The 22,833-nt window shown below is 69.3% G+C and carries 16 protein-coding genes; 6 read left to right on the top strand and 10 right to left on the bottom strand.

Translation table 11 applies throughout. From position 1 onward, the window contains the following. Nucleotides 1-399: 399 nt before the first annotated feature. Nucleotides 400-2,595 (bottom strand): alpha-galactosidase, encoded by a 2,196-nt coding sequence (locus AB0I18_RS02705; RefSeq protein ID WP_363103535.1) that lies wholly within the window; start codon nucleotides 2,593-2,595, stop codon nucleotides 400-402. Nucleotides 2,596-2,679: 84 nt separating this feature from the next. Between AB0I18_RS02705 and AB0I18_RS02700 the strand changes: the two genes are divergently transcribed. The 5 genes from AB0I18_RS02700 (at nucleotide 2,680) to AB0I18_RS02680 (ending at nucleotide 9,638) form a co-directional block, all read left to right on the top strand. Further along, nucleotides 2,680-3,747: a LacI family DNA-binding transcriptional regulator gene (locus AB0I18_RS02700; protein ID WP_363103534.1), complete on the top strand. Its 1,068-nt coding sequence runs from the start codon at nucleotides 2,680-2,682 to the stop codon at nucleotides 3,745-3,747. Between the two features lie 109 nt (nucleotides 3,748-3,856). Beyond that, a complete protein-coding gene (locus AB0I18_RS02695) occupies nucleotides 3,857-5,194 on the top strand; it encodes an ABC transporter substrate-binding protein (protein WP_363103533.1) in 1,338 nt (445 codons plus the stop codon). Between the two features lie 31 nt (nucleotides 5,195-5,225). Further along, nucleotides 5,226-6,155: a sugar ABC transporter permease gene (locus AB0I18_RS02690; protein WP_363103532.1), complete on the top strand. Its 930-nt coding sequence runs from the start codon at nucleotides 5,226-5,228 to the stop codon at nucleotides 6,153-6,155. A 26-nt stretch (nucleotides 6,156-6,181) separates the two neighbouring features. After that, nucleotides 6,182-7,024, top strand: coding sequence for a carbohydrate ABC transporter permease (locus AB0I18_RS02685; RefSeq protein WP_363103536.1), 843 nt, complete (start codon nucleotides 6,182-6,184; stop codon nucleotides 7,022-7,024). Between the two features lie 112 nt (nucleotides 7,025-7,136). Next, a complete protein-coding gene (locus tag AB0I18_RS02680) occupies nucleotides 7,137-9,638 on the top strand; it encodes a CBM35 domain-containing protein (RefSeq protein ID WP_363103531.1) in 2,502 nt (833 codons plus the stop codon). A 148-nt stretch (nucleotides 9,639-9,786) separates the two neighbouring features. Here the strand turns inward: AB0I18_RS02680 and AB0I18_RS02675 are convergent, their stop codons facing one another. Next, complete coding sequence (locus tag AB0I18_RS02675; protein WP_363103530.1) at nucleotides 9,787-10,641, bottom strand: calcium-binding protein; 855 nt, start codon at nucleotides 10,639-10,641, stop codon at nucleotides 9,787-9,789. Nucleotides 10,642-11,128: 487 nt separating this feature from the next. On the opposite strand from AB0I18_RS02675, the gene AB0I18_RS02670 reads away from it, so the two are divergent. Then, complete coding sequence (locus tag AB0I18_RS02670; RefSeq protein WP_363103529.1) at nucleotides 11,129-11,947, top strand: hypothetical protein; 819 nt, start codon at nucleotides 11,129-11,131, stop codon at nucleotides 11,945-11,947. A gap of 279 nt (nucleotides 11,948-12,226) precedes the next feature. Here AB0I18_RS02670 and AB0I18_RS02665 read toward each other — a convergent pair whose 3' ends face one another. The 8 genes from AB0I18_RS02665 to hpaB all read right to left on the bottom strand — a co-directional run bounded on the left by AB0I18_RS02665 (nucleotide 12,227) and on the right by hpaB (nucleotide 22,792). Further along, nucleotides 12,227-13,663 carry an aldehyde dehydrogenase family protein gene (locus AB0I18_RS02665; protein ID WP_363103528.1) on the bottom strand — a complete coding sequence of 479 codons (1,437 nt, stop codon included), beginning with the start codon at nucleotides 13,661-13,663 and terminating at the stop codon, nucleotides 12,227-12,229. Beyond that, nucleotides 13,660-15,192, bottom strand: a complete 1,533-nt coding sequence (locus AB0I18_RS02660; RefSeq protein WP_363103527.1) for a GMC family oxidoreductase N-terminal domain-containing protein — start codon at nucleotides 15,190-15,192, stop codon at nucleotides 13,660-13,662. Before AB0I18_RS02660 ends, AB0I18_RS02665 begins: the two co-directional genes overlap by 4 nt. 108 nt (nucleotides 15,193-15,300) lie before the next feature. Further along, nucleotides 15,301-16,266, bottom strand: a complete 966-nt coding sequence (locus AB0I18_RS02655) for a helix-turn-helix domain-containing protein (protein ID WP_363103526.1) — start codon at nucleotides 16,264-16,266, stop codon at nucleotides 15,301-15,303. Between the two features lie 185 nt (nucleotides 16,267-16,451). Further along, nucleotides 16,452-17,456: a 3,4-dihydroxyphenylacetate 2,3-dioxygenase gene (gene hpaD, locus AB0I18_RS02650; protein WP_363103525.1), complete on the bottom strand. Its 1,005-nt coding sequence runs from the start codon at nucleotides 17,454-17,456 to the stop codon at nucleotides 16,452-16,454. Further along, entirely contained in the window at nucleotides 17,453-18,940 is a 1,488-nt protein-coding gene (gene hpaE, locus AB0I18_RS02645; RefSeq protein WP_363103524.1) for a 5-carboxymethyl-2-hydroxymuconate semialdehyde dehydrogenase, read from the bottom strand. Before hpaE ends, hpaD begins: the two co-directional genes overlap by 4 nt. Next, nucleotides 18,937-19,869: a 4-hydroxy-tetrahydrodipicolinate synthase gene (gene dapA / locus AB0I18_RS02640; RefSeq protein WP_363103523.1), complete on the bottom strand. Its 933-nt coding sequence runs from the start codon at nucleotides 19,867-19,869 to the stop codon at nucleotides 18,937-18,939. The genes hpaE and dapA overlap by 4 nt, the downstream gene beginning before the upstream one ends. Further along, nucleotides 19,866-21,311 (bottom strand): fumarylacetoacetate hydrolase family protein, encoded by a 1,446-nt coding sequence (locus AB0I18_RS02635; protein ID WP_363103522.1) that lies wholly within the window; start codon nucleotides 21,309-21,311, stop codon nucleotides 19,866-19,868. Before AB0I18_RS02635 ends, dapA begins: the two co-directional genes overlap by 4 nt. Further along, nucleotides 21,311-22,792, bottom strand: a complete 1,482-nt coding sequence (gene hpaB, locus AB0I18_RS02630; RefSeq protein WP_363103521.1) for a 4-hydroxyphenylacetate 3-monooxygenase, oxygenase component — start codon at nucleotides 22,790-22,792, stop codon at nucleotides 21,311-21,313. The genes AB0I18_RS02635 and hpaB overlap by 1 nt, the downstream gene beginning before the upstream one ends. Nucleotides 22,793-22,833: the final 41 nt, after the last annotated feature.

The following is a 22,833-nucleotide window of genomic DNA, read 5'->3' as shown; positions in this document are numbered from 1 at the left end:
GTTGACCGTTCATCTGTATGTGGCTGCGGAGGGGACAGTGTCCCCGGGCCTCACCTATAGCCCATGGGGACGATCGTCCGGCTGAAGCCCCATGGAGCCTTCCGCCGAGAGGCGACCGCCCTCCGCACGCCACCGTCACGGCCCCGGCTGGTCTCCCCCGTCCAGCCGGGGCTTTCCGTTTATCCGGCTTGTCCGCGGCTGACGCCCCGCGCCTTCCTTCCAGAACCGGCTTCGTACAGTCACCGTCACCCGCCAACACCACCCTGCCCCGGGCACGGCGGTACTGGGCGCGGGGGTCCAGTACCGCGTCGCCCGACACCGCGTCCGCATCACGGACCCGCCCCGAACCAAAGTCTGCGAAGACAGCGGTCCCCGAGCCGACTCCACGGCCCGTGCTCCCTATGCGTCCGACGTGAGCCGGATCAACAGCACGCCAGGCGTGCGCGGCAGCGACACCCTCAGCCCGTCGCCGTCCCACTCCGTCGACCCGACGGTCCGGGACGGCGACGGCGACGGCGACGGCGACGGATGCAGGATCTCCGCACTCACCTGCCGGCCCGCCAAGTGCCCGACCGGCAGGCGGATTTCGCTCTCCCCGCCACGGCGCCACACCGAGAGGTACGACGTACGCCCACCGGGCACCCGCATGCCCAGGGCCAGCCAGCCGTCCGTCCACCCCGGCAGACCGAGCGGCCAGAACGGCACGGCCTCCGCGAGGTCGCCACGGACCGTCTTGTAGACGGCCACCGCGTCCCGTACGAGCGCGAGCTGGTGCTCCGACATCCGGTCCAGGTGACCCGACAGATGGATCCGGCCGAGCAGCGCCCCGCCCAGGGTGAAGGTGTTCAGGTCATCGTCGAACTCGGGCTGCGGGTAGGCCCAGACCGCGCCCTGCTCGGGCGGCACCGCCGTCGGAGCGGCGGCGGCGATCGGCGGGCAGCGCAGCGGGTCCTGCTGGTCGCTGGTGGACTGGAGCTGGGTGACGGCCAGCGTGGCCCCGTCCATCCGCATCCCGCCCGACGCGCAGTTCTCGATCACCAGGCCGGGATGCCGGTCCAGCACCTCGCAGAGCCAGTCGAGATAGGCCTGGGCGTGGCCCAGCAGTCCTGCCCCGGGAGAGATGTCGCCGGGCGCGCAGGTGCCCGGATCGACCACGATGTTGTAGTCCAGCTTGAGATAGCCCACCCCCCAGTCACCGACGATCCGGTCCACCGCCTCGTCGAGGTGCGCGCGGGCGGCCGGGTGCCGCAGGTCGAGCTGGTGGCGTCCCTGTTCGCTGAGGCGCACGCCGTCCCGCTGGAAGAAGGCCTCTCGCGGGAGCGCGGACGCGACCGGGCTGCGTACCCCGACGACCTCCGGCTCCAGCCACAGGCCGGGCACCATGCCGCGTTCCCGGATCCGGTCCAGGACCGGGCGGAGTCCGCCGTCGGGGAAGCGGCGGGACGATGGCAGCCACTCGCCGACGCTGTCCCACCAGCTCTGGGTGTCGTCGTACCAGCCGGCGTCGATGCAGAAGTACTCCGCACCGGCCTCGGCGGCCGCGTCGATCAGCGGCAGCAGTTTCTCCGTGGTCGGGTCTCCCATCAGCGTGTTCATGTAGTCGTTGAAGACCACGGGCAGCGCGGCGTGGTCCGGGTGCGGGCGGCGCACGGCCCGGCGGTACGAGGTCAGGGCGCCGAAGGCGTCGTCAAGACCGGAACCGAGGGCGAGGACCCCCGGCACGGTGCTGAACTCGGCGCCCGGCTGCAGCCGGACCCGCGCCTGGTGCTCCGCGTCGGTGGGTCCGTTCAGCGCCAGATACGTACCGTGGCGACGCTCGCCGAGGTCCCAGCGCCAGCCTGCCGGGGACTCGACCTGCCACAGCCAGGCGCGGTCGCCGTCGCGTTCGGTGAGGGCGCCCATCGGAAGATGCCCGTCGGTGGGCCAGCTGCCGCGTCCCGCCAGGGTCAGAGCCGCCCGGCTGTCGTGCTGGTGGGCGTCGACGCTGATGTCGACAACGGTGTCGCGCAGCGGCTCGGCGTACCAACGGCACTCCGCCAGCCAGTCGTTGCGTGCGCGGTGGACGTCGAGGACGTCGGGGGACGGCAGGGCGCCGAGCAGCAGACTGCTGACGGACTGCACGACGAGGGCCTGCGGCCCTTCGTTGCGGAGCCGGACGCGGGAGCGCAGCACGGGCAGGCCGGTGGGTGATGACAGCTCGACGAAGGCGGTCAACCCGGTCCCGGAATCGTGGAGTTCGACCGTCAGGTACGTCCAGCCGTCGCGTGCCTCGGTGGTGTGTGCGCGGTACCGCAGCCGCGAACCGAGGGCCGTACCGGTGAAGCGCGGGCCGGACCAGCCGCTGCCGTGCCCGAGAACGGTGAGTTCCACCAGGTGGAGGGGGGCGTCCGGGCCGGACTCGGACGCCGGGTCGCCGGTGGAGGTCCCCCCGCTCGTACGGAGTTGAGAGCGGGGGATCGCCAGCCGGACCAGCCGCAGATCGCCGTCAGAGCCGGGACCGGTGGCGAACTCCGCCTCCAGCGCCTGGTGGCCCCAGGTGATCCGCTGTCGCGTGTCGCCGGGGGCCGTGCCCGCCGCGTCGGACGTAACGGTCAACGTCTTCCCCTCCCGATGCCGCCGCTGCCGACGGTCTGCTTCTGCCGCGTGAATTGATGGTTACGGTCTCTTGACGAGCTTCATGTGACCGGTCACAATCCTGGCATGAATGTGACCGGTCACACAAGGCGCTCAGTGAGTATCAGGGATGTCGCGACCGCCGCCGGAGTCTCGTACCAGACCGTCTCCCGGGTGATCAACGACCATCCCAGCGTCAAGCCGTCGACCCGCGACAGGGTGCTCGCCGCCATCGACGAGCTGGGCTTCCGGCGCAACTCCACCGCGCTCGCCCTCGCCAGCGGACGAACCCGCGCCGTGACCGTACTCACCTCCAACACCACGCACTACGGCTACGCCTCGATCCTCCAGGGCATCGAGGAGGCCGCCCGCGCCGCCTCGTACGCGGTCGGGGTCGGGGTACTCGAATCGGCCGACACGGCCGACGAGGCCGCCGTCGCCGCCCAGGTGCAACGGGCGGCCGACGCGGGCGGCGGGCTGATCGTGATCGCATACGATCCGGCCGGTGTACGGGCTCTCGGTGCCGTACCCGCCGATCTGCCGGTCGTCGGCGTGGTGGAGACCCCCGCCAGCCCGCCCGGCGGCGACCGCCCCTGGGTGTGGGCCGACGACCGCGAGGCCGCCTACGAAGCGACCCGCCATCTGCTCTCCCTCGGCCACGAGACCGTGCACTACGTCGCCATCCCGTCGAGCACCCGGCGCACCAGCGCCCGAACCACCGGCTGGCAGCAGGCACTCAGGGAGGCCGGAGCGCCGCAACCCCGTCCCCTACAGGGGACCTGGGGCCCGGCGGGCGGTCACGCCGCGGGCCTGAAGCTGGCGCAAGACACTGCCGTCACCGCGATCCTGTGCGGAAACGACGACCTCGCGCTCGGGGTGATCCGCGCCCTCCACGAGACGGGCCGGGCGGTCCCCGGCGAGGTGAGCGTGGCCGGGTTCGACGACGCCCCGCACTCCGCCTATCTCACCCCGTCGCTGACGACCGTACGCCTGGACTTCACCGGCCTCGGGCGGTCCGCGTTCGCTCTGCTGCACGGCGTGCTGGAGGAGTCCGCGCAGATCGCCCCACACCCCGTCTCCGTACCGGAACTGGTCGTGCGCGAAAGCTCGGGGCCGCCGCCCGAACGTACGTGAAGCCCCTCGCATCGCGGTGACCGGCCGCCCGCGACCCGAACGACCGCCGAACCTCTCGCTGGACCGCTTGCCGCTTCCCGTACCCGAACCTGTTCGCGAAAGGCACGTCATGAAGAGAAGAGCTCTCCCCGCGCTGGCGTTCATATGCGCCGCCGCCCTGTCCGCCACCGCATGCAGTGACCCCACCGCCGGCGACTCCGCCTCCGGGGGCTCCGACTCGGGCGCGAAGCAGGCCAAGGTCGACCCCACCGCCAAGCTGGACGGCGTGAAGCTGACCATGTGGACCGCGCAGAACACCCTCAACGCGCCCAAGCAGGTCATCGACGCCTTCGAGAAGGCCACCGGCGCCGAGGTCGAGACCCAGGCGATCCCGGACCTGTACGAACAGAACGTGCCGACCAAGCTCGCCTCGGGTGACAAGCCGGACCTGATGTTCTGGCAGCCGTCCATCTCCACACTGCCCTTCATCCAGCCGCAGCAGAACCTGCTCACCCTCGACGGGGAGGAGTGGGTCTCCAGGCTCGGCGACACGGAGAAGTCCCTCGGCGTCATCGACGGCAAGCGGTACGCGGCGATCGTCACCAGCCCCGCCATGCTCGGCGTCTACTACAACAAGGACGTCTTCAAGGAAGCCGGGCTCACCGAGAAGGACTTCCCCAAGTCGTACGACGAGCTGCTGGCCCTCGGCACCACCATCAAGGACAAGACCGACGCGGCCGCCTTCTACGAGGCCGGCGGCGACAAGTGGCCCATGCAGTGGCAGATGCAGGTCCAGCTCACCGACCTCGACAAGCAGTGGTGGGCCGACCTCAACCAGAACAAGAAGAAGTGGACCGACCCGGTCGTCGTCGGCGCCATCAAGAAGTACAAGGAGAAGCTGCTCGACGCCGGGCTCGCGCAGAAGAACTACAAGACCGGCACCTTCACCGGGCAGGCGGACTCCCTCTGGAAGGGCGAGTCCGGCATGGTCCTCAACGTCACCTCCTTCCAGAGCCAGTTGCAGGCCAAGTACTCCACGGCCGAGATCGACAAGAAGATCGGCTGGTTCCCGATCGCCAACTCCTCCGCCACCGGGATGTACTCGCCCGACCAGACCAACGGCGTGGTCGCGTTCAGGACCGGTGACGAGAAGCGGCAGAACGCCGCCCGCCAGTTCATGGCCTTCTGGCTCGGGCCCGACTACCCCGACTACATCAAGGCGATGAAGATCCCCTCCGTGCAGCCGTCCGTACCGACCCCCGACGGCCTCCCCCAGGCCTCGATGGCCCAGGTCAAGGCGCTGCCCACGGCCATCGGCGTCTTCCAGGCCAAGGCGATCGTCGCCCCCGACACACACCTCTACCTCGCCGACATGATCTACGGCAAGAAGAACCCGCAGCAGGTCGCGCAGGCGATCCAGGACCAGTTCGCGCAGGTGGCCAAGGCCCAGGGCGCGCCCGGCTTCTAGACCCGACCGACCCGACGGGCAAGGATTTCCGATGGCGGACACGGCCATACGCACGCGCACGCAGAAACCGGCGCCCGCCAAGGGCCGGCAGAGAAAGGTGGGACGGCTGCCCCGCGCCGCCGTCCACCACCCGTGGTGGTTCGCACTCCCCGCGATCGCCGTCTTCGCGGCCTTCTTCCTGGTGCCGAACCTGCTCAACTTCTACTACCCGTTCACCAACTGGTCCTCGTACCACCCGGACATCGCCTTCACCGGCCTCGACAACTTCAAGACCATCGCCGACGACGGCTCACTGCTGCGGGCGATCCGCACGACCCTGATCTACGCCCTGCTGGCGGCGCTCTTCCAGAACGGCTTCGGGCTGGTACTGGCGCTGCTACTGGAGGAGGACTCCCGGTTCAACCGGTTCTTCCGCGCCGTGTTCTTCCTGCCCGTACTCATCTCGGCGCTCGCCACCGGCTACATCTTCCAGGCCCTGCTGGACCAGGACGGCGCCGTCAACGGCTTGCTCGGCACCAACATCCCCTGGCTCGGCTCGACGACCTGGACGCTGGTCCTGGTCACCGTCATCCACGGCTGGAAGTGGATGGGCCTGTCCATGCTGATCTATCTCGCCGGTCTCAAGGGCATCCCCGGCGAGATGCTGGAGGCCGCGAAGTGCGACGGCGCCAGGCCCTGGCGCACCTTCTGGTCGGTGCGCTGGCCGATGCTGGCGCCCGCCGTCACCTTCAACGTCACCACGGCACTGATCGGTTCGATGAACACCTTCGACATCGTGCAGGCCACGACGGGCGGCGGACCCGCCGCCTCCACCGAGGTCTTCAACATCTACATGTTCCGGATCTTCGGACAGGGCCTGTACGCCCAGGCCTCCGCGATGAGCCTCGTCCTCTTCCTGGTCGTGGTCGCCGTCGCGATCCCCCTGGTCGTCGGGCTGCGCCGAAGGGAGCAACTCCTGTGAGCGCCACCGTGAATCCCGCGTCCGCCATGCGTCGCGTACCCGCCGTGCATCCCGCATGGCGTTACGGCCGCCCCGCCCTCGTCCTGCTGCTCGCCGGTCTCGCCGTCGGCATCCCGCTGTGGCTGGTCGCCGTCACGTCCGCCAAACCGCAGGCCGAGGCGATCAACCCGAACCTGGACCTGCCTCGGCAGTGGCAGCCGGGAAGCAACTACGAGGACGCCGTCAGCCAGGGCGAGATGCTGCGCGGTTTCCTCAACTCCCTGCTCGTCGTGGTGCCTTCGGTCGCCCTCGTACTGATCCTCGGGGCCGGCGCGGCCTGGGTCTTCGCGCGCCGCAAGTCGAAGCTGGTCTCGGCGGCGTACGCGCTGTGCATCAGCGGACTGCTGCTGCCGCCCGCCGTCATCACCATCGTCATGGAGCTGCGGCAGCTCGGCCTCGCGGGCACCCGGCCCGGGATGATCGCCGTCTACACCGGGATGTACCTCTCCACGTCGATCTTCTTCATGACCGGCTTCATCCGGGCCATCCCCCTGGAGCTGGAGGAGGCCGCGCGGATGGACGGCGCGAAGCCGCTGCGGATCTTCCTGCGGATCGTGCTGCCGCTGCTCAGGCCGGTCATCGCCACCGCGACGATCATGGTGATGCTCTACGCCTGGAGCGACATCTTCTATGCCTTCTTCGTCCTCGGCGGCGGAGACAAGGCGACCCTGCCGCTCAACCTCTACAAGGTCGCCAGCGCACAGCTCTACCTCAACAACTGGCATCTCGTCTTCGCGTACGTCGTGGTGATGAGCCTGCCCATGGTCGCCCTCTTCCTGGTGGCCCAGCGAAAGATCGTGTCCGGCATCACCAGTGGAGCCGTCAAATGACTGGAGGTCCAACAGCGTGAGCACCCCCACCCGCACGCCCGACCGTACGAGATCCCGTATCAGGTCCCGCACCCGAACCGCCTTTGTCACAGCCGTACTTGGAGTAGCCGCCATGGCAGGCACCCTCCCCGCGACGGGAACCGCGGCCGCGGCCGCCGACCCGCAGCGCGTCTCGGTCGACCTCGCCGCCTCCGAAGGCCCGGTGATGCGCGGCGCCAACGGAACGCTGTACGGGCTCAGCGACGACGGCGTGCCCAGCGACGCCATGCTGGAACCCCTGAAGATCACCAGCATCTCGCAGAAGCCGGAGGGCGGCGCCCAGCACCCCAACGGCGACGCACTCACCGTCTCGAAGTCGTTCTTCCGCACCGGCGGCGGCGAGATCAACGTGATGATGCAGGACATCTACTCGAAGTGGCCGTACGAGGACCTCGGCATCGCGGACTACCTCCCCAAGGTCGACAAGATCGTCAAGGAGGTGTCGGCCGACCCGAACAGCGACCGCTTCGTCTATATCCCGTTCAATGAGCCCGACCAGATCTGGTACCACCTCGGCACCTCCGACCAGGCCCAGTACGAGGTCAACCGGGACCGGTTCTTCAAGGACTGGAAGACGGTGTACGAGCGGATCCGCGCGATCGACCCCGACGCCAGGATCGCCGGCCCGAACGAATCCGGCTACCACACCCGCCTGCTGACCGACTTCCTCGCCTTCGCCAAGCGCGAGAACGTCCTCCCCCAGATCATGACCTGGCACGAGCTGGACTCCAGCTCGCTGAAGAACTTCCAGGGGAACTACGACAACTACCGCTCGATCGAGAAGAACCTCGGCATCGCGCCGCTGAAGATCAACATCGACGAGTACGCCAACCGCCGCGACCTGTCCGTGCCCGGGCAACTCGCGCAGTGGGTCTCGATGTTCGAGCGGAACAAGGTGTACGCCAACCAGGCCTACTGGGACGCGGCCGGCAACCTCGACGGCAATGTGGTGCGCTCGAACATCCCGAACGGCGGCTGGTGGTTCTTTCGCTGGTACGCCGGACTGACCGGCAACACCGTCAAGGTGACGCCACCGCAGGCCAACACCGTCGACACCCTCCAGGGCCTGGCCTCGTACGACACGAAGCGCCGCCAGGCGCAGGTCCTGCTCGGCGGCTCCGCCGGTGACTCCGACGTCGTCGTACAGAACGTCTCCCGGTCCGTCTTCGGCCGCACGGTCACCGCGACCGTCGCCGAGTCCGCCTGGTCCGGCTACGAGGGCCAGCACGCGACGCCACGTGTCCTCGCCCGTACGAAGGTCAAGGTCGCGGCCGACGGTTCGGTGACCGTCCCGCTGCGCGGCATGCACAAGATGTCCGCGTACCGGATCGTCCTCACCCCCGGCGGCTCGGGTACCCCGTCCACCTCCTCGGTTCCATGGGCGGCGTCGTACGAGGCCGAGGACGCGGCCATCACCGACGGCAAGGTCTACACCCAGGGCACGGTCAGCAACGCCAACGGTTACGCGGCTTCCGGGACGAAGGACGTCGGTTCGCTCAACACGGCCTCCAGCAAGGTCGACTTCACGGTGACGGTGCCCAAGGCCGGGACGTACGACCTGGCGGTCCTGTACGGCAACCAGTCCGGGACACCCGCCACACAGAAGCTGTCGGTCGACGGCGGTGATCCGGTCACGGTCTCCTACCCCTCCACCGAGAACTGGACCTACCGCGCCAAGAAGGACCTCAGCGTCGAACTCCCCGCCGGCACCCATGTGCTGACGCTGGCCAAGGGAGACGCCGAGGTCACCCTCGACCGCATCGACCTGACCGCGCGTACCGCGTCGGTGCCTTCCGCCTCGTACGAGGCCACGCTGGCGGACATCAGCGGAAAGCTGGCCTACGACTACTCGTCGTCGGCCGGAGTGGGCACGGGCTCCCTCGTCCTGCACTCCGGTTCCGGCTCCGGTTCCGGTGACAAGGTGGTCTTCGATGTCTACGCGCCGCGTGACGGCTACTACACGGTGACGCCGCGCACGTCGGCGGCGGTGAAGCTCTCCCTGCACGGAGAGACGGTGACGGCGGCGCCGGGCAAGGCTCTGCGGATGTATCTCGTGGCGGGCAACAACCGCGTCGCGATGACGGCTGTGGGCAGCTACGGGAAGGTCTCCGTCCGCTCCCTCGATGTCTCGGGCGCCGGTTCGACCTCCGGCACACTCTCCTACGAGGGCGCCTCGGCCACCCTCGCGGGCGGTGCCAAGCTCGTCGACTCCGCCCACGCCTCCGCCGGTTCCTACATCGGCTGGCTCGGCAACAGCGCCGACAGCACCGCCGGGTTCACGGTGGACGCACCCAAGTCCGGCCGCTATGTGCTGGTCGTCCACTACGCGCACAACGACCGGCGCGACAACGGCCACTCCTACAACACCGACATCATGTCCCGTACGGCGGACATCACGGTGGGAACGGGAGCGCCTCAGAAGGTCACCTTCAAGAACACCTGGAGCTGGGACGACTACTGGACGCTGGGTGTCCCCGTCGACCTCAAGAAGGGCTCCAACAAGGTGACCTTCACAAACGCGAGTGCGTGGGCCCCGAACATCGACCGCATCGAACTGGGCCGAGTTCTCGGTTAGCCGCCGCGCGACTGGTCGACGTGGTGGCTTCGCCTGCCCGTCCCCGCACCAGTGGATGAGCACGTAGTTCACGCCGGGCCGGATCTCGACAGAGATCCGGCCCGGCGCCACAGCCGGAGGCGCCGGAGGCTGCTGCGGGCGGGTTTCCTCAGTCCTGGTGTACCTGGTTGGTCCCCGGGCCGCCCGAGAGCGTGTCCGTTCCCTGGCCGCCGTACAGCGTGTCGTTGCCGCTGTTGCCGTAGATCGTGTCGTTGCCCTCCTCGCCGTAGAGGGTGTCGTTGCCCCGGCCGCCGTAGATGAAGTCGGCGTCGGTCAGGCCGTGGATGACATCGTTGCCGTCGTCGCCGTACATGTGGTTGTCGGTGGGATCGGCGCCGCCGGTCAGGGAGTCGTTGCCGGCGCCGCCGTAGCAGTCGGTCGCGCAGTCGGTGATGGTGTCGTCACCGGATCCGCCGTAGGGGCCGACGCTCCAGACACCGCCGCCACCGTTGAGGCGGTCGTTGCCGTCGTCGCCGTACAGCACGTCTGCCCCGGAGGCCGTGAGCACGTCGTCACCGGGCCCTCCGTAGATCGAGGAGTAGGCGTTGCTGTCGGCGTCGACCGTCGCCGTGTCGTTGCCGTCTCCGAGGTTGACGTCGTAGTTGTCCGAGTCGTCGGAGCCCAGCGGGGCCTCGGTCGCGCACCGGACGACAGTGCGGTCGGTCGCCGAGGGATATGTGCACTCGTCGATGGCCGCCGCGCTCGCATCGATGGTGATGTCGCCCTGATCGCGGAACGTGAGGACGTGGTAGGACTCCCACTCACCCCTCTCCTCGATCTCCTCCGAGACCGTCAGGTTGTTGACCTGCCCGGCGGCGCCCTTGTACCAGAGCTCGCCTTTCTCGTGGACGACGGAGGCCACCGTCGTGGCCGCGTGGGCGGTGGGTGCCGCGAATAAGGCTCCCCCCAGGGCGAGGGCGAACGTGGCTGTGACGGCAACCGTCCTGGTCCTGTATGTGCGCATGCGGAAGTAACCCTTCGTGGAAGCGGATTCAGTGGTGGCGAGTGGTCAAGGTGGTCAAGGTGGTGGAGGGGCGGTCAGGGCATCGCGGAGGACGCCGCTGAAATCCCTCGCTCCGCGTGGGTCCGGAGTTGTGTATGGGGTGGTTGTTGTTTCCGAACACTCCGTTAGACACCGCACCAGCGACGGGGGTTGCACCGGAGAATGCCTGAATTCCCAGTTGCCGACGGATTGAGGTGAATGGTGAACTCAGGCTTTCGGCAGGCAGAACGGAATGGTGTACGGCCGGGAAACGTGAGCACTTTTCCCTCACCGTCGTCCGCCAACGAGGTTGCCGCTGCCGCAAAACACAGTTTCCGCGCGCAGCCCAGCGAGGTAGCGTCTGCGTTGTGAGGTGATCTCCCAAGCGGCGTTCCCGGACGCCGCAGACGCGGACCGATCTGGTTGTCCGCAGCCGACGCTGCGGAAGTTTCCGCATGGAGTGACCACTATGGGACACCACAGTCCTGCTGCTCTCCGGCTCGTTGCCGGCCACACCCCTGAGTCCACACTCGAAGCCTTCGTCTCCCGAGCCATCGCCGATCCCGGCGTGGTCGGGCTCATCCTGAGCGGTTCTCAGGTGCACGAGGACATGTCGACCGCCTACTCCGACTACGACGTCCATGTCGTCGTCCAGGACTCCGTCACCTCGCCACTCAGCGCACTGGACGGATTCCGCTCCGCTCACCTCGACCTCGTGGTCATGACGCTCGACGAATTCCGCCGTCGTGGCCTGCCCGGCGACTCGCACGGCTGGTACCACTACGCCTACGTCCACGCCAAGGTGCTGTTCGACCGGCTCGACGGGACGATCAGCGAGCTCCTCACCGCGAAACGGACGCCGACCCCCGCCGAAGCGCGTACGGCTGTCGACGGCTACCTCGACGCCTACGTCAACCAGGCCTACCGCTCCCTGAAGAGTCACCGTGACGGACGGGCAGAGCAGGCACACCTGGACGCGGCCGAGAGCATCCCGTACGCGCTGGAGGCGATCTTCGCTCTGCACCAACGGGTCAGGCCCTACAACAAGTTCCTCCAGTGGGAGTTGGAGCGGCACCCACTGGGCGATGGCGAATGGAGCGCCGGTCAGCTGCTGCCCACCATCCGCCGCATCCTGTCCGACGGCGCCCCGGACACCCAGCGCTCCCTCTTCACAAGCATCGAACGGGCAGCTCGCGATGCCGGTCACGACCAGGTCCTCGACTCCTGGGGAGACAGCCTGGATCTCCTCCGCCGACAGACCCTGACCCCGCCCCGCGGCACCGCCTGATCCCGACCGCCTGCCGCAGGTCCAGCGGGTTCAGACACCCGCTGGACCGCTCACACCAGCACGGCACCGCACTGCCACCCCCACCTGTGCCCAGACCGATCGACGATGCACTCACCGAGCCGCGGCGGCTGGTTGCCCATTACCTCCCTCGTTGAGCTCTACCGACCGCCATGCGGCCGCTGTACGAGGACCACGCGTCGGCTGCGTGGTTCTTCGGGGCCCGGACAGCCGCGCGGTCCGAGCCCTCGGGGCTGCCTGTCCGCGCCGGGGGCGGGCACCTCAGGCGAGCGATGTCCACACGCTCTTGACCTCCGTGTAGGCGTCGATGGCTCCGCTGCCCATCTCCCGGCCCCAGCCGCTGGCCTTGTATCCGCCCCAGGGGGCGGCGGCGTCCACGGGGTTGGGCATGTTGATGAACACCGTGCCCGCCCGGACGGAGCCCGCCACGCGGTGCGCCGCGCCCACGTCGCGGGTCCATACGGCCGCCGCCAAGCCGTACTCGCTGTCGTTGGCGCGGGCGACGGCCTCGTCCTCGTCGTCGTACGACAGGACCGACAGCACCGGGCCGAAGATCTCCTCCCGGGCAATGCGCATGTCGTCCCGTACGCCCGTGAACACGGTCGGCCGGTAGAAGAAGCCCGGCAGATCGTCGACGGAGGCCCCGCCGGCGAGCAGTTGGGCGCCTTCCTCGACCCCGCTGCGCACGAGTGCGTGGACGTGGTCACGGTGTTCGCCGGTGACCAGGGGGCCGAGCTCGGTGTCGGGCGCGCTGCCCGCGCCGAGTCGCATCCCGCCGACGGCCTTGGCGCAGCGCTCGGCGAACTCGTCGGCGAGGGAGCGGTGGACGAGGAACCTCGTGTAGGCGGCGCACACCTGGCCGCTGTTGAGCAGCGCGCCCTGGAGACAGCCCGCCACGGCCGCGTCCAGGTCGGCGTCGGGCAGGACGAGGCTCGGTGCCTTGCCGCCGAGTTCGAGCGAGACCCGCTTGAGGTTGCCCGCGGAAGCCCGGACGATGTCCCTGCCGGTCTCGGTCGAACCGGTGAAGGAGACCTTGTCCACACCGGGGTGCTCGACGAGGGCCCGGCCGGCCTCGGGACCACCGGTCAGCAGGTTGACGACACCGTCCGGCACACCGGCCGCCCGGCACAACTCGACGAGCCGCACCGTGGTCATCGGGGTCTGTTCCGCGGGTTTGACGATCACGGTGTTCCCGCAGGCGAGGGCCGGTGCGATCTTCCAACTCGCGATCATGAGCGGGAAGTTCCACGGGGTGATCAGCGCGCACACCCCCACCGGCTCGCGCTTGGTGTACTGCAGCACGCCGGGGATGGACAGTGGCGCCGTCTCGCCGTAGATCTTGGTGACCCAGCCCGCGTAGTGGCGGAAGTGCTCGGCAGCGGTGGCGACGCTGACCGCCATGGAGACGCCGAGCAGCTGGCCTTGGTCGCGCGTCTCCAACTCGGCCAATTCATCGGCGTGTTCTTCGATGAGGTCGCCGATGCGCCACAGGATCCGGGCGCGCCGGGCCGGGGTGAGTCCCGCCCACTCCGGGTTCTCGAAGGCGGCGCGGGCGGCCCGTACGGCCGCGTCGGCGTCCGCGGTCCCCGCCAGGGACACCTGGGCGTGGGGTTGCCCCGTCGCCGGGTCCAGGGTCTCGAACTCCGCTCCGGAGGACGCGGCCTGCCATTCGCCGCCGATGAAAAGGGTGTTGGTCACAGCTGTGCTCCCAGGATGAGGTCGGCGCAGCGCTCGCCGATCATGACGGCAGGTGCGTGGGTGTTGCCGGAGGTGATGGAGGGCATGACGGAGGCGTCCGCGACGCGCAGCCCGGCCACGCCGTGGACGCGCAGCTGCGGATCGACGACCGCCATACGGTCGATGCCCATCCGGCAGGTGCCCACCTGGTGGTGGTAGCTGAGGAGGGTCCGCTTGATGTACGCGGCGACCTCCGCGTCTGTCCGTACGTACGGTCCGGGTGCGATCTCGCGGGCCCGCCAGTCGCCCAGCGACTTCTCCTCGCCGATCTCCCGCACCTGCTGCACGGCCCGCACCATGGCCGCGAGGTCCGACGGCTCGGAGAAGTAGCCGGGGTCCAGGGCCGGAGCCTGGCTGGGGTCGGCCGAGCGCAGCCACAGGCGGCCACGGCTGAGCGGACGGATCGTCCCGGCGAGGACCGAGAAGCCGTGGCCCTCCCCCGGAACGTTCATGTCGGGCACCGGCAGGGGCAGGTGCGACATCAGTGGCTGCAGGTCCGGCACGGCCAGCGCCGGGTCGGACTTGGCGAAGTAGTGGGCCTCCAGCTTGTTGGCCGTACCCTGCGGCACCAGCCGTGCCGACTCCCACACCACCGGAGCGAGGGTGTGGTCGTGCAGGTTCGCGCCCACTCCCGGCAGGTCCGCGGTCGCCCCGATCCCGAGGTCCCGCAGCTCGTCCGCCGGCCCGACACCGCTGAGCAGGAGCAGCTGGGCCGAGCCGACGGTGCCGCCGGACAGGATCACGTCCCCTTCGCAGCGGATCTCCGTCGTACGGCCCTCGCGCAGCACCTCGACGCCCCGCGCCCGGCCACCGTCCACCAGGACGCGCGTGACCGCCGCGCCGGTCATCACCGTCAGCAGCGCACTGTCGAGCACCGGCTCCATGAAGGCGGTCCACGCACTGACCCGCTTGCCGTCGCGGATGTTGCGGTGCAGCAGGTTCACGCCGAGCTGGTCCTGGCCGTTGCAGTCGTCGTTGTACGGGATCCCGTAGTCCTGGCATGCCTCGACGAAGGCGGTGGTAACCGGGTTGGGGGCGTGGTTCCGGCTGACGGGCAGCGGGCCGCCGGCCCCGTGGTAGGCCGACGCGCCGTCCTCGAAGTCCTCCGAGCGCTTGAAGTACGGCAGCACCTCGTCGTACGACCAGCCCGCAGCCCCCTGGTAGGCCCAGCTGTCGTAGTCGGCCCGGTTGCCGCGGACGTAGATCATGCCGTTCAGGGCGCTGGAGCCGCCGAGGACCTTGCCGCGCGGCCAGAACACCTGGGTTCCGGAGGCGTGCCGCTGGGGTTCGGTGGTGTACGCGTGGTCCTGCGGGGAGTTCCACAGTTCCCACAGGCGCCCGGGGTCGTGGATGGCCGGGTTGTCGTCCCGGTCGCCCATCTCGATCAGCAGGACGGTCCGACCGGCATCCACGAGTCTGCGCGCGAGCGCACAGCCCGCGGATCCGGCGCCCACCACGATGTGGTCGTAAACGGTGTGTGTTGCTCGCATGCCGGGAGGCTCACAGACGCATGGGCTACCGGCTTGTGCGGCGGTGCACCGTGTCTTGCGGAGGCGGGCACGAACGGCGGTCCGCCGTACTCGGGACCTGAGCGCTCGCTAGGCGCCCAGCGCCGTGCGGCCGGCCCCGCGTGCCTCCGACGGGCTCATGCCGTAGGCGCTCTTGAAGGCGTGGCTGAAGTGGGCGGGGTCGGGAAAGCCCCAGCGGCTTCCGACGGTGGCGACGGGCATAGGGGCGAGCGCGGGGTCCGCGAGGTCGCGCAGACACTCGGCGAGGCGACGCTCCCGGAGCCAGCCCGAGACCGTGTACCCCCGCTCGGCCAGCAGCTTGTAGAGGAAGCGCCGCGAGATGTGGTGGGCGTCCGCGATCCGGTCGGGGCCGAGCCCCGGGTCGGAGAGCCGCTGCTCCATGTACGTGAGGATCCGCTGGGCCAGCAGTTCCCGCCCGTCGTCCTGCTGCGTCACGTGCACGGCGCACCGGTCCGAGAGCATCGCGCCGACCAGGTCGACCACGCTGTCCGCGAGCCGCGGCGTGCCGAGAGCGTCCAGTTGCCGCACCTGCCCGGCCAGTCCGCACAGGAACGGGTGCACCACGGGCCCCAGTCCGTCGCCGCACGACACGGTGGTGGCGATCACGCGGGTCAGGTCGCGCTCGGGCAGCCGGAGCATGACCCGCGGGAACATCAGCACGAGTGTGCGGTACGGCTGGTCGAAATCGAGTGTGTACGGGTGCCGGGTGTCGTAGATGGCCAGCTCGCCCGGCTTGAGCAGGGCCTGGCGGTCCGCCTGGGTCAGCATGCACCGCCCGGCCAGTTGAAGACTCACCTTGACGAAATCGGCCGGGTCGGTGGCGATGTGCCTACGGGTGTGGGCGACGACGTGCGGATCCGCGGCCACCACGGACACCTGCACCGCGCCGAGCTGGGCGGTGTGCAGAGAGGCGCGGAAGTCGGGAACCTCGCGCGGCAGCGCTTCCAGCGGCACAAAGCTCTGGCCGACCACTTCCCGCCAGAACTCGAAGCGTCCTGCGGAGGTGTCGTCCGACGGAGTCGTCATCGAGGGCATGAGTCTCCTCTGCGGGTCCTTCGGCAAACCGGCAGGTAGGCGTGCCGCCGGATGCTAACTGTCGTATCCGGTTTTTACAAAGAGTGATGAATGGGGTGGATGGGAAGATCTCGTGACTACCGAGGGTGCGGTGAGGGGTCCCGGAAGGGCGCGAAACACCTCCGAGTCCCCCACCGCCCGGAGTATCAGCCGAGGCCGTCCGCACCCACCTGAACCGCGGACTCGTCGAGGACGGTGTCGGTCACCGGCTGCGGGCGTCCGTCCAGGTCGAGGACGGGGGCGGCCTCCTTGTACCAGGACTCGATGACGGCGTTGCCCCAGAAGTCGCGGCGGCGGTCGTCGCGGACGTTCCATCGGTACGTCTCATGGTCCGGGTCGCCGGTGTAGTAGTCGGAGGTGTAGATCTCCACGCGGTGGCCGTCGGGGTCGCGCAGGTAGAGGTAGAAGGCGTTGGAGACGCCGTGCCGGCCGGGGCCGCGTTCGATGTGGTGCTCTTTGTGCAGCGAGCCGAACAGGTCGGCCGCGCGCAGGACCTGGTGGGATTCGTGGGTCGCCACCCCGACATGGTGCAGGCGCGGCCCGGCGCCGCCGGTGAAGGCGACGTCGTGGACGGTCTGCTTGCGGTACATCCAGGCCGCGTACAGCTCGTGCTCGTCGCCCTCGATCGTTTCCGAGCAGCCGAAGCCGAGGGACTTGTAGTGGGCGTAGGCGGCCGGGATGTCGGGGGTGCAGATGTTGAAGTGGTCGAGGCGGGCGATCTCGGCGCCGTGGCGGAGGTCGTAGCGCTGGATGAGGCGTTCGGCGCGGTCGATCTCGTGGAAGAACTCCACGGGGAAGCCGAGCGGGTCGATGACGCGGACCGCGTCGCCGATGCCGTGTGTTCCCTCGCCCTTCTTCACGCGCCGGACGGGACGGCCAAGGTCGGCGAAGAACTTCTCTGCCTTGTCGACGTCCTCGGGGGTGCGGACGCGATAGGAGATGTGGTCGAGGGCGGCCAGGTCGCCCTTGCGCAGCACCAGCGAGTGGTGGGTGAGTTCGTCCGTGCCGCGCAGGTACAGCGACTCGGCGTCCTCGTACTGGATGTGGAAGCCGAGCATGTCGACCCAGAACCAGCGGGCCGCGCCGAGGTCGGTGACGGCGAGCTGGGCGTAGGCGGACCGGACGACGTCGGGGGCGTTCGAGGTGGTCATGAGGTGACTCCGAAGCGGGGGGTGTGCACCTCGGCGAGGGCAACGTGGACGATCTTCGATTCGGTGTAGAAGTCGATGCTGTGCGCGCCGCCCTCGCGGCCGACACCGGAGGCCTTGACCCCGCCGAAGGGGGTGCGCAGGTCGCGGACGTTGTGGGAGTTGATCCAGACCATGCCGGATTCGACGGCGTGCGCGATGCGATGGCCGCGCTTGAGGTCCGAGGTCCAGACGTAGGCGGCCAGGCCGAACTGCGTGGCGTTCGCGAGGTCGATCGCCTCGGTCTCGTCGTCGAAGGGGGCGACGGCCACGACGGGGCCGAAGATCTCCTCCTGGAAGATCCGGGCGTCGCGTTCGACGTCGGCGAAGACGGTGGGCTGGAGGTAGTTGCCGTCGGCGAGGTGGGCGGGGCGGGTGCCGCCCGCGACGAGGCGGGCCTCCTTCTTGCCGATCTCCACGTAGTTCAGGACGCGTTCGTAGTGCTCGGGGTGGACCAGCGCACCGACCTCGGTGGCCGGGTCGGAAGGGAGCCCGACGCGTACGTTGGCGGCCCGCTCCGCCAGTCGCCGGGTGAACTCCTCGTACAGCGGGCGCTCGACGAGGACGCGTGAACCGGCCGTGCAGCGCTCGCCGTTGAGGGAGAACACGCCGAACACGACCGAGTCCAGGGCGGCTTCGAGTTCGGCGTCGGCAAACACGACGACCGGGGACTTGCCGCCCAGCTCCATCGACACCGTCTTCAGGTGCTCGGCGGAGGAGCGGATGATGTGCCGGCCCGTGTCGGAGGAACCGGTGAAGGAGATCAGCGGCACGTCCGGGTGGTCGACGAGGGCCTGGCCGGCCTCCTCGCCGATGCCGTGGACGATGTTCACCACTCCGGCCGGGACGCCGGCCTCGTCGAAGATCTCCGGCCAGAGGGACGCCGACAGCGGGGTCCACTCGGCGGGCTTGAGGATCAGGGTGCAGCCGGACGCCAGGGCTGGGGCCAGCTTCCAACTCTCCAACATGAAGGGGGTGTTCCATGGCGTGATCAGCCCGGCAACTCCCACAGGGGTGCGCACAACATAGCTGAACTGGTCCTCGCCCTGCCGGAACGCCTCCTCGCCCAGAGCCACGATGACATCCGCGAAGTAGCGGAAGTTCTCGGCGGCCCGGCGTGCCTGGCCGCGGGCCTGGGTGATCGGCAGCCCGGAGTCGTACGACTCGAAGGCGGCGAGCCGGTCATGACGGGCCTCGACGGCGTCGGCGATCCGGTACAGGACACCCGCGCGTGCCCGGTTGGACAGCCCGGCCCACTCCGGGAACGCGACCCGGGCAGCCGTCACCGCCCGGTCCACGTCGGCCGCGGAGCCACGCGCGGCCTGCGCGTAGGCCCTGTTGGAGACCGGGTCGGCGACGTCGAACGTGCGGCTGTCGGCCGCGTCCACCAGTTCGCCGCCGATCCAGTGCCGGATCACGGAGGGAAGGTGCTCAGGGGTGGGGCTCACTGCGCGGCTCCGATCTGCTGGGTGAGGTCTCCGCCCTCGCGGAGCAGCGCGCGGATCTTCGACAGGCCCGCGTCGGTGGGGGTGATCAGCGGCGGGCGGACATGGGGCGACGCGATACGTCCCTGCTGGTGCAGCACCCACTTCGCCGGTGCCGGGTTGGTCTCGACGAACAGGAGGTCGACGAGCGGGTGGAGGCGGTAGTGGATATCGCGGGCACCGTCGAAGTCGCCCGCCTCCCACAGCTCGTACATCCGAGCCACCGCACCGGGCGCGAGATTGGCGACGGCGGAGACGAACCCTGCACCGCCGAGCGCGAGCAGCGGCAGGCACAGCAGCTCGATGCCGGACCACACCAGCAGCGAACGCCCGCAGGCGTGCAGCACGCGCGAGAAGTGCTCGAAGTCCTTCGTCGTCTCCTTCACCCCGACGAAGTTCTCGAAGTCGGTGAACAGCCGCTTGACCGTCTCCGGCGCGATGTCGACGGCCGTGCGCGAGGGCACGTTGTAGGCGACGATCGGCAGGTCCGGGAACTCCCGGGCCACTGTCGCGTACCACTGGTACAGCGCCTCCTGCGTGGGGCGCGCGTAGTACGGCGTGATGACCAGCGCCGCGTCCGCGCCCAACTCCTGTGCGGCAGCGGTGAGTTCAAGAGTCTCGTCGAGCTTGTGGGAGCCGGTCCCGGGCAGGAACGGGACGCGGTCGCCGATCTCCTCGACCGCCGTCCGCATCCCCGCGATCCGCTCGGCCACGCTCTGCGCGCTGGGCTCGCCGGTGGAGCCGCCCAGCGAGATGCCGTGCGAACCGGACTCCAGCTGGAAGCGGATCAGCGCGCGCAGGCTGTCGTGGTCGACGGCTCCGTCCAAGGTGAACGGAGTGATGGTGGGAGCGATGGAGCCGCGGATGGTGGACGGGTCGCTGCGGAACTTCATGAGTGCTCTCCTTGCGTGCTGTGCTGCTTGCGCCACCGCTCGTACGTCTCGTGCCAGTCGGGGCCGAGGGGATACAGGCCGTCGATGTCGTGTCCGGCGCGCACCTGCTCGGTGATGAAGCGCTCCCGCTGTTCCTGCTCCCGGCAGTCGGCGATCAAGTCCTCGGCCAGCTCGGGCGGCACGACGACCACGCCGTCCGCGTCTCCCACCAGCAGGTCGCCGGGCTGCACGAGGGCTCCGCCGCAGGCGATCGGCACCCCCGTGTCCCAGGGGACGTGGCGGCGGCCGAGCACCGAGGGGTGGGCGCCGCCGTGGTAGACGGGCAGGCCCAGTTCGGTGACGGCGATGCTGTCGCGCAGGCCTCCGTCGGTGACGACCCCGGCGGCGCCGCGCTGCTGGGCGCGCAGGGCGAGGATGTCGCCGATGGTGCCGGCGGAGGTGTCCCGGCGGGCGTCCATGACCAGCACATGGCCGGGTCGCAGCTGCTCGATGGCCCGCTTCTGGGCGTTCATGCCGTTGCCGTACCGCTTGAACAGGTCCTCGCGCAGCGGCAGATAGCGCAGCGTGTGGGCGACGCCGACCATCTTCGTGTCCGGCCGTGTGGGGCGTACCCCGTCGATGGACATGTGCGGCAGTCCGCGCCCCCGCAACTGTGCGCTGAGCGTGGCGACCGCGACCGAACGCAGTCCGTCCTCGATGCGTTCGTCGAGCAGAGGCTCGGGGGTGTACGCGGCTCCGTGGGCGGCCTCGCGTTCCGCCGCGTCCGTCCTCGGCATCGCGCCGTATGTCTCCAGGGCGGGCCCGGAAGCGATGGGGTTGCGCAGCCGCCCGGTGGACTGCCCGCCGCCGGTGACCTCGACCTCGACCGTGTCGCCGGGGGAGACGACGGACGCGCCGGCCGGAGTGCCCGTCAGGATGACGTCCCCGGGCTCCAGCGTGACCAGTCTCGACAGATCGGCGACGAGCTGTCCGAAGGGGAAGAGGAGCGTGTCGGTGGTGTCGTCCTGCACGAGTTCGCCGTTGACCCAGGTACGCAACCGGAGCGCGGCCGGGTCGAGTTGGCGGGCATCGAGCAGGCGCGGCCCGATCGGGGTGAAGCCGTCGGCGCCCTTGGAGCGAAGGTTGGAGCCGCGGTCGGCGTACCGCAGGTCGTAGACCCCGGCGTCGTTCGCGGCGGTCACCCACCGCACGTGGGACCAGCCGTCCTCGGGCCGCACCCGCTGGGCCCGGCTGCCGACGACCAGGGCGATCTCGCCCTCGAAGCCCAGGAGTTCACACCCCTCCGGGCGGACGATGGCCTCCTGGGTACCTGCCAGCGACGAGGGGGGCTTGAGGAAGTAGGAGGGCTGGGCCGGGATCCGGCCGCGCTCCTTGGCCCGGCTTGGGTAGTTGAGATGAACAGCGATGATCTTCGACGGGGGGTCCCCCAGAGGGTGCGTCATCAGGAGCGCTCCAGACTGTGCTGATCCAGGCTGTGCTGGTTCAGGAAGCCCTGGACCTTCGCCTTGTACGGCTCGCGGTCGTACGACTTCACGTACGCGCCCGCCATGCGCACCGGGTCGCCGAAGAAGTAGTACTCGTACAGGGCCTGGCGGCTGGAGAAGGCGGAGATGCAGGTGTCCCAGACGAGACGGAACAGCTTCACGCGCTCGGCGCCGGTGAGGGTGGCCGACTGGAGGTAGGCCTCGATGTCGGCGGCGGCCGGGCCGGTGATGTCGAGTTCGGTCGGGGTGGCCATCAGGCCGGAGGCGCCGAGCTTGCGCAGGATCTGCGGGAAGCGCTGGTAGAGCTTGGGGTAGAGGTTGCGGGCGGCGTTGAGGGGGGCCCAGGCCGGGGTCAGCACCCCGTACTCGTTGATCTCGGCGTCCGCTTCCGCCGCGCGCAGGAAGGCGCGCAGTGTCTCCAGGGTGGTGATGATCTCGGCGATGTCCTCCTGGACGTGCTGGAACTGCTCGATGCCGATGGCCTCGGTGAGCAGGGTCACCAGTCCGAGGATGTACTCGGTCTTGGCGGTGGTGCGGGTGACGACCTGGTGGGTCATGTGCACCACGGAGGACGTCTGCGAGTAGAAGCCGTTGCACAACTCGGCGTCACCGAGGGCGAAGCAGCGCTCGAAGGGCACGTGCACGTCGTCGAAGACGACAACGCAGTCCGATTCCTCGAAGCGGGAGGCGAGGGGGTGGTCGTGGCGCGGGCGGTCGTAGTCGAGGGGCTCGCGGGCGATGTAGCGCAGGCCGGGGGTGTCGTTGGGTATGGCGAAGGCGTACGAGTACGGCTTGTCCTCCGGGGTGCCGCGGAGCACGGTCGAGGGGAAGACGAGCATCTCGTCGGCGAAGGGGGCGATGGTGGCGAGCATGCGCGCCCCGCGGATCACCACGCCGTTGTCGTCCTCCTTCACGATGCGTGCCGCGAGCTTGCCGCCCGCCTGCTGGGTACCGGCCACCGCCCGGTTGACCTGCGGCGGGATCAGCGTGTGCGTACACAGCAGATCCTCCTCGCGGGCCTTCTCGTAGTAGCGGCTGATGTTCTCGCCGAAAGCGGGGTCGGCCTGGGCGAACCAGTCGGCGGCCGAGGCGAGGGCCATCAGGGAGCTGTTCATGTAGTCGCCGGTGCGGCCGAGCATGCCGTTGCTGTGGTCGGCCCACACCTTGAACGCCTTACGGCGCTTGACGAGGTCGTCGGGTGTGCGCGGAGTGAGGAAGGACGTGCCGACCGGCTCACCGGAGGTGGGCGAGGCGTACGTCAGGACGTCCTTGTGTTCGTCGCTGTGCTGGAGGTCGTACAGCTCGGCGTAGGTCTGCACCACGTTGCGGAAAGCGGGGTGTTCCTGGATTCCTCCGGTGAGCGTCTCGCCCTGGATGTGCACGGTGGGGCGGGACCGGGAGAGGCGGTCGAGGAATTCCTTGCCGGTGCGTGCGGCCATGTGGTTCTCCTGGGAGTGCGGTGGAGTTCGAGGGAGGGGGG

Origin of the sequence: Streptomyces sp. NPDC050704 (assembly GCF_040654355.1) — a bacterium.
Lineage (GTDB): Bacteria > Actinomycetota > Actinomycetes > Streptomycetales > Streptomycetaceae > Streptomyces.
Note: the sequence above shows the minus strand (reverse complement) of the source record. Positions and strands in the feature narration are given on the sequence as shown.